The organism is Pseudomonas sp. MDT1-16, assembly GCF_054898115.1.
In genome coordinates, this window is record NZ_CM142717.1 from 3893487 (window position 1) to 3905561 (window position 12075).

The window sequence follows — 12075 nt, forward strand, 5'->3', positions numbered from 1 at the left end:
AAGTAGCCCAAGGCCCACGGGCTTTTCGCCCCAATTTGCGGTTCCAAAAAAACATGGAAAAATTCACTAGACATGTTGAGTCCACTACATAAATACTGTTTTAGCAATTTGTGAAGCGAAACCGACATATCCATCCAGCAGGAGCCCGGATGCCTTCTCTCAGAGACCTGATCACCGATCCCGGCCTGGAACTTACGCCGTCGGAACGCAAAGTCATCCGTGCCTTGCTGGACCAGTACCCGCGTAACGGACTGGGCCCGATGTCACGGTTGGCCGAACATGCCGGTGTCAGCGATCCCACCATCGTGCGACTGGTGAAAAAACTGGGCTTTAGCGGTTACGCCGATTTCCAGGATGCCCTGCTCAGCGACATGGACCACCGCCTGCGTTCCCCCAGCGCCCTGTTGCAACCTCGTTCTCATCTTCAGAAAGGCGACGCCTGGAGCCATTATCTGGCGGACAGCCATCGAGCGCTGGTGGACACCCATGCCCTGACCCAGCCCGAAGATGTACGGATTCTGGTGGAGTGGCTGCTCGACACCCGCCATCAGGTGCATTGCTTCGGTGGGCGCTTCAGCAGTTTCCTCGCCAATTATTTGCTCAACCACCTGCGCCTGCTGCGTCCGGGCTGTTTCGCCCTGGAAGACAACGCGCAACTGCCAGACCGATTGTTCGACGTGCAGCGTCAGGACGTGGTGCTGGTGTTCGACTATCGCCGCTACCAATCACAGGCTCTGCGCGTGGCCAATGCGGCGAAAAATCGATATGCACACGTGGTGTTGTTCACTGACATCTATGCTTCACCGCTGCGAGAAATGGCCGACCTGATTATCAGTGCGCCGGTGGAATCGGTGTCGGCCTTCGACTCCCTGGTCCCGGCGCTGGCTCAGGTCGAGGCGCTGATTGCCTGCCTGACCCTGCGCAGTCCTGATCTGGCCGATCGCCTGGAAGGCATCGATACCCTGCGGACCGACTTCGACACTCACCTGCTGGAGGAAAAATAAGGATGTTCACGCTCCCCCACCACTCGCCTCGGAATTTACCGTTCGTCACCGATCACACCGCGCTATTGCTGGTGGACATGCAACGCGCCTGGCTTGAGCCGCAGTTCGACCCGCACCTCGACGGGCCGGACGCCGAGTACTTCCTGACCCGCACCCGCCTGCAGGTGGTGCCCAATCAACGCCGGCTGCTCAGCGCCTTTCGCAGCGCCAGGCAAAACGTGCTGCACACGATCATCGAAAGCCTCACCGCTGATGGCCGCGACCGCTCGCTGGACCACAAACTCTCGGATATGCACTTGCCCAATGGCAGCCCGCAAGCGCGGATCATCGACGACTTGACCCCGGTAGAAAACGAAATCGTGCTGCCCAAGACCTCGTCCGGGGTCTTCAACTCCACCAATATCGACTACGTGCTGCGCAACCTCGAGACGCGGCACCTGATCATCGCCGGCATCGTCACCGACCAGTGCGTGGACATGGCCGTGCGTGATGCCGCCGACCGCGGTTACTTCGTGACGCTGGTGGAAGATGCCTGCGCGACTTACACAGCCGAGCGGCATCAGGCCTGCCTGAATGCAATCAAGGGTTACTGCTGGATCACCGACACCCAGACCGTGCTCGGCCGGTTGCAGGAGATGCAGCCATGAGCGAGCGCCTGCTGCCACTGCCCATGACCACCCTCGTCACCACCGACCTGATTGGCGTGACTCGCGGGCGCTCCTTTCCCACGGACGAACTCGAGCACTATCAAAGGGCGGGGTGTGGCTGGGTGCCGGCCAACAGTGCCCTGACCCCACAAGACATCATCGCCTCCACAAATCCTTGGGGCGCTTATGGTGATTTGCGGCTGATGCCCGATCTGGCCAGCCGAGTGACGGTCAATAACGGCCCGGATCCCGACGCCCCGGCGCTGGATTTTATTCACAGCGACATTCGCGAAACCGATGGACGCCCTTGGGGTGCTTGCCCGCGTACGCTGTTGCGCAACGAGGTAGAGCGTTATCGCGCCGAGTTGGGTTTGCAGGTCAATGCTGCATTCGAGCATGAGTTCAACATGAACACCGGCGAAGTTGAACACCTGGCGTTTTCTCTGCAAGCCCAGCGTCAGGGTGCCGAATTTGGTGGTTGGCTGCTCAGCGCCTTGCGCGCGGGTGGCGTCGAACCGGAAATGTTCCTGCCCGAGTACGGCAAGCATCAATACGAAATCACCTGTCGCCCGACCCTTGGGGTGGCGGTTGCCGACCGCGCGGTGAACGTTCGTGAAATCACCCGCGAGATCGCCCGGCAAATGGGCCTGGATTTGAGCTTCGCGCCCAAGCCCTCGGAGCAGGCGGTGTGTAACGGCGTGCACCTGCACGTCAGCCTGCTGGACCTGGCCGGCCAACCGGTGATGTACGACGCCGGCACCACCAATGGCTTGTCGACCCTCGGCCAGCACTGGGCCGCTGGCATCCTGCATTACTTGCCTGCGCTCTGTGCGTTTACTGCACCGACGCCGGTGTCTTACGAGCGTTTGCAGCCCCATCACTGGAGCGCGTCCTACGCGTGCCTCGGGCAGCGCAACCGCGAAGCGGCGCTGCGAATCTGCCCGACGACGAGCCTGGGCGGCAAATCGGTGGCGACGCAATTCAACCTGGAATTTCGCGCCATGGACGCCACGTCCTCGCCACACCTGTCCATGGCCGCGCTGCTGATTGCCGGTCGGTTGGGCATCGAGCAACGCCTGGCCTTGAACGCCATCACCGATGAAGTCCCCGACTCCCTGAACGAAGAACAACGCCAGGCGCGCGGCATCGTCGCCCTGCCCGCTTCCCTTGCCCAGGCCCTGGACTGCCTGCGCAACAGCGAGGCACTGATCGAAGCCCTGCCGAGCGCGTTGCTGGACACCTACTTCGCCCTTAAAACCGAGGAACTGACACTGACGGAACAGCTGTCGCCCGCCGAACGCTGTGAGCACTATGCGCGCCTGTACTGAACCTGCTGAACTCGGTCTTTTTACCGAGCCCGCGTACACCTTGAGCCGGGAAGACTCCGAGCACCCGTTGATTCTGGTGTGCGAGCACGCCAGTCGTTTTATTCCGGCCGGGTTAAATGACCTGGGCCTGAGTCACGAGGCGGCCCGCGAGCACATCGCCTGGGACATCGGTGCCCTGGCGCTGGCCGAGGGTTTGTCGCAGGCACTGTGCGCAACGCTGTTGGCGGCCAACTATTCGCGACTGTTGGTCGACCTCAACCGACCGCGCCAAGCCCCGGACAGCATTCCGGCGCAGAGTGAAATCTATCAGGTCCCGGGCAACCGGGATCTCGACGAAGCCACCCGCGAGTACCGTCGGCAATCCTTGTTCGAGCCCTTTCATGCTCGACTGCACACCTTGATTGACCAACGTGTCGTTCAAGGGCGGCCTGTACGGGTGGTGGGCATTCACAGTTTCACGCCGGTCTATCACGGCCAGCCACGCATGCTGGAAATCGGCGTGTTGTATGGGCAAGCCACGACCTATGCCCAGCGTTTGATTGACGGTTTGAGCCAGCACCCTTTGAAGGTTGCCGGTAATGAACCGTACAAAATCAACCCGCTGGGCGATATGACCGTGCCGGTCCACGGCGATGCACGAGGCCTGGAGTCGGTGTTGATCGAGGTACGCAACGACCTGCTGCGCACGCCTGGAGACATCAGTCGCTGGACCGAATACCTGGCGCCGCTGCTGTAAAGGAATCGCTTCAAACTCGCAGCTTGCAGCTGCTTTCATCCCTAGGAGAATGGCTTCATGGAATTAGAAGAATTCGGCTATAAGCAAGAATTGAAACGCAGCTTGTCGCTGACCGACCTGGTGGTGTACGGGATGATCTTCATGATCCCCATCGCACCGTTTGGTGTTTATGGCTACGTCAACGCCGAGGCACCGGGGCTGGTACCGCTGGCCTACATCATCGGCATGGTGGCGATGCTCTTCACTGCCCTGAGTTACGGCAGCATGGCTCGGGCCTTTCCGATTGCTGGCTCGGTTTACTCCTACGCCCAGCGGGGCCTGAACCAGCACGTAGGGTTTATCGCCGGTTGGCTAATGCTCCTCGATTACCTGCTGATTCCGCCGCTGTTGTATGTGTACGCGGCCATGGCGCTGAATCATTTGTACCCGGACATTCCGAAGGTCGGTTTCATCCTGGCCTTCCTGGTCAGCGCGACCTTCGTCAATCTGCGGGGCATCACTTTCACCGCGCGAATGAACATCATCTTTCTGCTGGCGCAGCTGGTGGTGCTGGGAATCTTCCTGTTCTACGCCTGGAACGCGCTGCACAGCGGCGGCGGTAACGGTCAGCTGACACTGGCGCCGCTGTATAACCCCGAGACGTTCAACTTCGCCCTGCTGATGCAAGCGGTGTCGATTGCGGTGCTGTCGTTCCTCGGGTTCGATGCGATTTCCACCCTCGCCGAAGAGGTCAAGGGTGACCCGGGCCGCAGCGTCGGTAAGGCCGCGCTGATAACGCTGGTGGTCATGGGCGTGATCTTTGTCGTGCAGACCTGGATTGCGACGGATCTGGCGGCCGGCATGGGTTTCAAATCAGCTGACACGGCGTTTTATGAAATCGCTGAAATCGCAGCCGGCAGCTGGCTCGCCACCCTGACCGCCGTGGCTACGGCCCTGGCCTGGGGCGTTGCGGTGGCAATCACCTCTCAAGCGGCGGTGTCTCGTCTGCTGTTCGGCATGGCCCGAGACGGCAAGCTGCCGAAAGTACTGGCCAAGGTTCACCCCAAACACAACACGCCGTACGTGAGCATTTATCTGGTGGCCGTGCTGTCGCTGGTGATCTGCTACCTGTTCATCAACTCGGTGGACACCCTCACCTCGCTGGTGAACTTCGGCGCACTGAGCGGCTTCATGTTGCTGCACCTGACGGTCATCAACTACTACTGGCGTCGGCAGAAATCCGGACAGGTGATCCGTCACCTGATCTGCCCGGTGATCGGCTTCATCATCGTCGCGGCCATCATGTACAACATGGGCGTCGATGCACAGAAACTCGGCCTGATCTGGATTGCCCTGGGCCTGGTCTACCTGTTTGTACTCAACAAATTGGGCACCGGTACGGTACTGCCCGACCCGAGCAACGGCTGACAACAAAAAGAGCGGCGTCTGACAAAAATTCAGGCGACCGCCGACATATCGCGTGGAAACCGACAGTGATAGTCAGGTTCGGTGCTAACCGCCGAACCCTTTGATACAGGAGTGCATCCATGCTGGTCTTACGCCCAGTCGAGTTAACCGACCTGCCCCAGTTGCAGCAACTGGCTCGCGACAGTCTGGTAGGCGTCACGTCCTTGCCGGACGACACCGAATGCCTGCGCGAGAAGATTCTCGACTCCTGCGCCTCATTCGAAAAAGACGTTGAGGGTCAGGGTCCGGAGAATTATTTCTTCGTGCTGGAAGATCTCACCCGAGAGCGTTTGGTGGGCTGCTCGGAGATCCTTGCCACCGCCGGTTTCAGCGAGCCGTTCTACAGCCTGCGCAACCGGCATTTCACCAGTGCCTCGCGGGAGCTGAACATCGAGCACGGCGTGCCCGCGCTGTCGTTGTGTCACGACCTCAGTGGCCATACCTTGCTGCGAGGTTTTCATATTGACGCAGCGCTGGTACGAACACGGTTCTCTGAACTGCTGTCCCGGGCGCGGCTATTGTTCATCGCCGCGCACTCGCGGCGCTTTGCCGAAGCCGTCATCACCGAGATCGTCGGCTTCAGCAGCGATGAAGAGCAATCGCCGTTCTGGGACGCAGTGGGAAAGCATTTCTTCGACCTGCCCTACGCCGAGGCCGAGCGGCTTTGCGGTCTGGAGAGCCGAACCTTTCTCGCCGAACTGATGCCGCAATACCCGATCTACGTGCCGATGCTGCCCCAGGCTGCGCAGGACTGCATCGGCCGTATTCACCCCGATGGCCAGGAGGCCTTCGATATCCTCGAGCGCGAAGGGTTCGAGACCAACAGCTACATTGACCTGTTCGACGGTGGTCCGACGCTGTATGCGCGCACCCCGGGTATCCGCTCTATCGCCCAGAGCCAGACCGGCACGGCTCGGTTGGATTTGTCCATCGACGCACGCGGCAGCTTTCTGGTCAGCAACGATTCGCTGACAGACTATCGCGCCATCGTCGCCGATCTGGATTACCAGACCGGGGAACCTGTGGGGTTGAGCGCCGAGATGTGCGCCGCCCTGAACGTGACCGAAGGCTGCCCGATCCGGTTGATCGCCCTGTGAGCATCACCCGGCCCCGTGCCCAACGACAGCGCCCGAGCAGGCGTGCAGAAGGAGTTGCATCATGATTGTCCGCCCGGTTCACGTCACCGACCTGCCCGCCTTGCTGAATCTGGTGCACCAGGCAGGCCCCGGCTTCACAACCCTGCCGGCCAACGAAGAACGCCTGACCCACCGGATACGCTGGGCGCAACGAACCTTCGCCGAACAGGTCGAACGCGCCGATGCCGATTACCTCTTCGTGCTCGAAGACGACGATCAGCAACTGGTGGGCGTCAGCGGCCTGGCGGGCGCCGTGGGCCTGCGCGAGCCCTGGTACAACTACCGGGTCGGGCTCACGGTCAGTTCGTCACCGGACCTGGGTATTCAACGGCAGATTCCGACGTTGTTCCTGAATAATGAAATGACCGGCCAATCGGAGATTTGCTCGCTGTTTCTGCGACCCGATCAACGCCGGGGCAGTAATGGTCGATTGCTGTCGTTGGGGCGTTTGCTGTTTGTTGCCGAATTTCCGCACCTGTTCGGCGATAAACTCATTGCCGAACTGCGTGGCAGCGCAGACGAAAAAGGCTGTTCACCGTTCTGGGACAGTCTGGGCCGGCACTTCTTCAAGATGGATTTCAGCCATGCCGATCACTTGTCGGGGCTGGGCAGCAAGTCGTTCATCGCTGAACTGATGCCGCGCCAGCCGCTTTACACCTGTCTGCTCACCGAACAGGCTCAAGCCGTGATTGGCAAGGCGCACCCGAACACCGAGCCGGCCCTGAAAATCCTCACCGCCGAAGGCTTTGCCCATAAGGGTTACATCGACATCTTCGACGCCGGCCCGGTGATCGAAGCCCCGGTCTCGACTATCCGTACCGTGCGCGACAGCCAACCGCTGGTGCTGGCCATCGGCACGCCCGACGAGCAGGCCCCGGTGTGGATGATCCACAACCGTCGCCTGGAAAACTGCCGCATCACCGCCGCCCAGGCCAGACAGGTGGGCAACAGCCTGATTGTCGACCGCCTCACCGCCAAACGCCTGCAACTGCAACCCGGCAACTCGGTACGCGCCGTGCCGTTGCTCAATCAACAGCAGCAAGCGGTGGCGGCGTGATCGGTCTTTAAAACCCTCGCGCACAATGGTGTTTTCATCGCACCACCTGCAAATTCGTCATCATCCTTCCCTCGCCCACGTGATAGCCTTTTACTCCTTCGGCGTTGACACTTTTGCTCAAGCCCTTCCATTCCCATTGCAGTGGTGGAACTCATATGTCCAGGCTTTCTCATCAAGATTTACGCCGTAACTTTCGCAAGCTGTTCGCTTCCAACGCCTGCTATCACACGGCGTCGGTCTTCGACCCGATGTCGGCCCGTATTGCCGCTGACCTGGGTTTTGAAGTGGGAATCCTGGGCGGTTCGGTCGCGTCGTTGCAGGTACTGGGCGCCCCCGACTTTGCCTTGATCACCCTCAGCGAGTTCGCTGAGCAGGCCACCCGCATCGGCCGTGTTGCCCAATTGCCGGTCATCGCCGACGCCGACCACGGCTACGGCAACGCACTCAACGTCATGCGCACCATCGTCGAACTCGAACGCGCCGGCGTGGCGGCCCTGACCATCGAAGACACGCTGCTGCCGGCCCAGTTCGGCCGCAAGTCCACCGACCTGATCGGGGTGGCGGAAGGCGTCGGCAAAATTCGTGCGGCGCTGGAAGCTCGGGTCGACTCGGAGATGGCGATCATTGCCCGCACCAACGCGGGGATTTTGCCGATCCAGGAAATCATCAGCCGCACAAAGCACTACCAGCAGGCCGGTGCGGATGGGATTTGCATGGTGGGTGTGCAGGACTTTGACCAACTGGAACAAATCGCCGAGCACCTGAGCGTTCCGCTGATGCTGGTCACCTACGGCAATCCACTGTTGCGCGACGATAAACGCCTGGCTGAACTGGGTGTGCGGGTCACTATCGATGGTCACGGCGCCTACTTTGCCGCGATCAAGGCCACATACGACAGCCTGCGGGAACAACGGCAGATCTTTACTCAGGCGTCAGACCTGAGCGCTACCGAGTTGACCCACACCTATACGCAGCCTGAGGAATACATCCGTTGGGCGGAAGAGTTTATGAGTGTGAAGGAGTAATGACGGCGAGAGTGTTTTGCCTGTGCCGAGGGAGCTTGCGCCCTCGACACAGTACTCACTCGCCTGTCCGGCCGGAGTCTTGAACTCCACCTCCCGCTGCAACGCCCGCGCCTGAACCACATCCAGCATCGCGCAGCCTTCGCGCATCAACAGATGAACCGCCCGGGTCACGCGCGTCAGATCGCAATCGGAAATGTCTTTGAGGTTCAGGCTGGACAAGGTGTCCGCCAGATCGCGAACCACGGTGAAGCGATGCGCAGCGCAAGCGGCGATGTCGCTGAGTTCTTTGTGGGTGTTGATGAAGAGCACCGGGGTTTCGGCGTCGTAGGTGTCGATGGGGAGGTAACGAGGCATGACTTGGTCGAACATGGAAATATCTCCTGACTAATAAGGATTCCAGGGATTCGACCGGCCAAAATCGTCGCAGGATTGACCGCGAGCCGGGATCATAAAGGGCCAACTGCAGCACCGCAACGAGCAGTTCTGTGGGAAACGTCTTGGAAAGTTGTGCGCCACAAGTTGATCGTTCGCACGCTCTGCGTGGGAACGATCGGCAGGGGCTGTGCGGCTTATTTCTTGGCGAGTTTCATAATCATCCGCGACAACAAATAAATCCGCGGCGCCACACTCTCAACCTCTGCATATTCCTGCGGCGTATGAATATTGCCGCCGACAATCCCGAACCCATCCAGCGTCGGCGTACCCACGCCCGCGGACAAACTCGCATCCGCCGCCCCACCACTGCCTTCTTCCGTCAACTTACGGCCAATCTCCCCGTAAATCCCCTGAGCCATGGCCATCAACCGATCCGATTCCGGCGTTTGCGGCATCGGCGGCATCGGCGGCAATCCGCGTTGAAGTGTGGTGGTGACTTCCGTCTCGGGAATCAGCTTGTCCTTCGAAACCCGCGCCAGGTCCTTCTCGATCCGGTCAAACTCCACGCAGGAGCGTGGCAACGATCACCGTTCACACCGAATCAAGCAATTCATGATGAAGACTGCCATCGCCGCAGCAGATGACGCGGTTACGACCGGTGGCTTTGGCTTCGTAGAGCGCCTGGTCGGCGTCGTTGAGCCACAGGGTCGCGTCGGTGTGGGCCGGGTTGAAGGCGGCCAGGCCAATGCTCAGGCTGACTTTCAGCGTCGGGCTCTGCTCGTAGCCCAAGGTGGCGAAGCGATCACGCAGGGCATCCATGACGGCCGCAGCGCTCGTGAGCGGAAGGTCCGGGAGGATCACGCAGAACTCGTCGCCACCGTAGCGCCCGGCAACATCAGCCGCGCGCAGGTTCTGCTTGAGCATTTTGCTCAACTGACGCAGGACGATGTCCCCGGCAACGTGGCCGTACGTGTCGTTGATGGTTTTGAAATGGTCGATGTCGATCAGCGCAATCGCCCCGCCCTGCTGTTGACGTTTGCAACGCTGGAATTCGACTTCCAGTTGATCCTTCCAGGCGCCGTGGTTCAGCAGACCGGTGAGGCTGTCGGTGCGACTCAGGGCCAGCAACTCACGCTTTTGTCGGCCGAGGGTGTGAGCCTGGCGGAAGCAGATCCAGCCCAATGCCAGCGGATACAAACACATTAAGGGTAGGCAGGCATACAGCTGCATTTGGCTGGTTTGCGGGATGAATGCGGGGGTGAAAATCAGCAGTCCGACACCTATCCCGAGAATCTGCGCCACGGTTCCCGCCAACAGGAAACGCAAACCGCCAATGGCCACATTGTTCATCGCCATCATGGCCAGGGTCGTCGCGCTGGGCAGCGGATTGAACTGCATGGCAGCGACCCAAAAGCCGCCGAGAAAGGCGTCTACCAGCAGGTTGCGGTGTTCGGCGTGATAAGGCACTTGCGCGCGGCGCGCCCATTGATAAGCCAGGTGCGGCCAGAGTACGGCGTTGAGCAGCATCACCACCCAGACCCACGGTGCCGGGTTGAGTGGATACATCGCCGCGCTCACGAGCAACAATCCCAGGGCCAAACCCAAGGTTCGCGATGTATAGAGCCTCCTGGCCAGTGAAAGTCCTTTTCCTCCCGTTTTTCCCATAGGAGCCTCTGCGCCACAGAACGGAACCTGAAAACACTAGGGTTTCAAGTGTGGTGAGAGTCTATCAGGGCAACGGCAAATAGCCATCACCGGCTGGCGGTCTGAATACCGAGGCATAGCCATGAGGCGAGCGCCTAATGTTTTGCTATACATGAAAGGAGGGTTCGATCAATAACGACAAAAAAGGAGGCCCATGCAGACTTTTCAAGTGTTGATCATCGGCAGCGGTTTTGGCGGCCAGTGCGCGGCAATCAATCTGCTCAAGGCAGGCATCTGCGATTTCCGCCTGCTGGAACGGCGTGACTTTTTCGGTGGCACCTGGTGCCAAAACACCTACCCCGGTGCGGCGGTCGACGTACCCTCGCCGCTCTATTCCCTGTCCTTCGCCCCCTACCGCTGGACGCAAATGTTCGCCGAACAGGCCGAACTGCACCACTACACCCAGTACGTGGTGGAGCACTTCGGCCTGCGAGAAAAGGTGGAACTGCAAGCCAATGTCGAGCGCATCGAATGGGACGACGACAGCAAACGCTGGGCGGTGCACACCGCCAGCAAAGGCACGTTCCATGCGCAGTTCCTGATCAACGCCACCGGGCCGCTGAGCCAACCGGTGGTCCCACACTTCGAAGGCCAGGAGCGGTTTCAGGGCAAGACCTTTCACACCAACAACTGGGACCACGCCTACGATTACCGGCAAAAACGCGTGGCCATCGTTGGCAGCGGCGCCAGCGCGGCCCAGGTTATTCCGACGATTGCCCCAGACGCTGAGCATTTGCATGTGTTCCAGCGCACGCCCCACTGGGTATTGCCTCGGGCCGACCGCGCCTTTGGGCCTTTGCAGCGTTGGCTGCTGGGGCTCAAACCGGCCTACAAACTGTTGCGCTGGCTGATCTACTGGCAGTTCGAAACCCGAGTGATTGCCTTCAAATACTCACGGCCGGCAATCCGTTTGGTCCAGCAACACGCACTGCGCGTTCTCGAACGGCAAGTGCCCGATCCGGAACTTAGGCGAAAACTGACGCCGGATTACGCAATCGGCTGCAAACGGATAATCATCTCGAGCACCCTGTACCCGGCACTCGGTCGCAGTAATGTGACACTACACAGCCGCGAGCAAGGCATCGTTTCCATCGACGAAACCGGCATCGTCACCCAGGACGGCCAACACATCGACCTGGACTTGATCGTCTGGTCCACCGGTTACGACGCCACCGATGGGGTGATTTCTTACCCGGTCACCGGAAAAAACGGCAAGCAACTCAGCGATTTCTGGGCGCAGTACCCGCGGGCCTATCTCGGCACCAGCCTGCCGGACTTCCCCAATCTGTTTATCGTCACCGGCCCCAACACGGGCATCGGCCACACCTCGGCGCTGTTCATCATCGAATCACAGATGAATTACATTCTTGATTGCATCCGCACGTTAAAAGAACACGGTTTGCGCAGCATCGAAGTACGCCCCGAAGCAGAACGTACCTACACTGAAATGATCCACCGGGAGATGGAACGCACCGTATGGAAGTCCGGGGGCTGCCATAGTTGGTATCAAAGCAAGAGCGGTCATGTGATTGCGATGTTTCCGGGGTTCAGTTTCAGCTATCACCGCTTGACGAGGACGCTGAAACCCGCTGATCACATTCTGTCCTGATCACGTAA

10 protein-coding genes and 2 pseudogenes are annotated in these 12075 nt (G+C 59.9%); 9 read left to right on the forward strand and 3 right to left on the reverse strand.

Annotated elements, in window-relative coordinates; genetic code table 11:
• The first annotated feature begins 149 nt into the window (after positions 1 to 149).
• From ACYZT3_RS17810 to ACYZT3_RS17845, 8 genes are all read left to right on the forward strand, one after another.
• Entirely contained in the window at positions 150 to 1004 is an 855-nt protein-coding gene (locus tag ACYZT3_RS17810) for a MurR/RpiR family transcriptional regulator (protein ID WP_462030393.1), read from the forward strand.
• A 2-nt stretch (positions 1005 to 1006) separates the two neighbouring features.
• The gene (locus ACYZT3_RS17815; RefSeq protein WP_282382198.1) at positions 1007 to 1651 is read left to right on the forward strand and encodes a cysteine hydrolase family protein; all 645 of its coding nucleotides are present in this window, start codon (positions 1007 to 1009) and stop codon (positions 1649 to 1651) included.
• A complete protein-coding gene (locus ACYZT3_RS17820) occupies positions 1648 to 2979 on the forward strand; it encodes a glutamine synthetase family protein (protein WP_282382195.1) in 1332 nt (443 codons plus the stop codon). Before ACYZT3_RS17815 ends, ACYZT3_RS17820 begins: the two co-directional genes overlap by 4 nt.
• Positions 2963 to 3715, forward strand: a complete 753-nt coding sequence (locus tag ACYZT3_RS17825; RefSeq protein WP_282382192.1) for an N-formylglutamate amidohydrolase — start codon at positions 2963 to 2965, stop codon at positions 3713 to 3715. Before ACYZT3_RS17820 ends, ACYZT3_RS17825 begins: the two co-directional genes overlap by 17 nt.
• Before the next feature lie 57 nt (positions 3716 to 3772).
• A complete protein-coding gene (locus ACYZT3_RS17830) occupies positions 3773 to 5122 on the forward strand; it encodes an APC family permease (protein WP_282382188.1) in 1350 nt (449 codons plus the stop codon).
• A 119-nt stretch (positions 5123 to 5241) separates the two neighbouring features.
• Positions 5242 to 6258, forward strand: a complete 1017-nt coding sequence (locus ACYZT3_RS17835) for an arginine N-succinyltransferase (RefSeq protein WP_282382185.1) — start codon at positions 5242 to 5244, stop codon at positions 6256 to 6258.
• 61 nt (positions 6259 to 6319) lie between these two features.
• Positions 6320 to 7354, forward strand: a complete 1035-nt coding sequence (astA, locus tag ACYZT3_RS17840) for an arginine N-succinyltransferase (RefSeq protein ID WP_282382182.1) — start codon at positions 6320 to 6322, stop codon at positions 7352 to 7354.
• A 155-nt stretch (positions 7355 to 7509) separates the two neighbouring features.
• Positions 7510 to 8379: an isocitrate lyase/PEP mutase family protein gene (locus ACYZT3_RS17845; protein ID WP_282382179.1), complete on the forward strand. Its 870-nt coding sequence runs from the start codon at positions 7510 to 7512 to the stop codon at positions 8377 to 8379.
• A 78-nt stretch (positions 8380 to 8457) separates the two neighbouring features.
• On the opposite strand, the pseudogene ACYZT3_RS17850 reads toward ACYZT3_RS17845, so the two are convergent.
• The 3 genes and pseudogenes from ACYZT3_RS17850 to ACYZT3_RS17860 form a co-directional block, all read right to left on the reverse strand.
• Positions 8458 to 8748, reverse strand: a pseudogene (locus ACYZT3_RS17850) (hypothetical protein); the annotation flags it as partial.
• Positions 8749 to 8948: 200 nt separating this feature from the next.
• A pseudogene (locus tag ACYZT3_RS17855) lies at positions 8949 to 9317 on the reverse strand (M20/M25/M40 family metallo-hydrolase); the annotation flags it as partial.
• A 28-nt stretch (positions 9318 to 9345) separates the two neighbouring features.
• Positions 9346 to 10419, reverse strand: coding sequence for a diguanylate cyclase (locus ACYZT3_RS17860; protein WP_282382176.1), 1074 nt, complete (start codon positions 10417 to 10419; stop codon positions 9346 to 9348).
• Between the two features lie 193 nt (positions 10420 to 10612).
• Between ACYZT3_RS17860 and ACYZT3_RS17865 the strand changes: the two genes are divergently transcribed.
• On the forward strand, positions 10613 to 12067 hold the full coding sequence (locus ACYZT3_RS17865; protein WP_462030394.1) for a flavin-containing monooxygenase: 1455 nt from the start codon (positions 10613 to 10615) through the stop codon (positions 12065 to 12067).
• Positions 12068 to 12075: the final 8 nt, after the last annotated feature.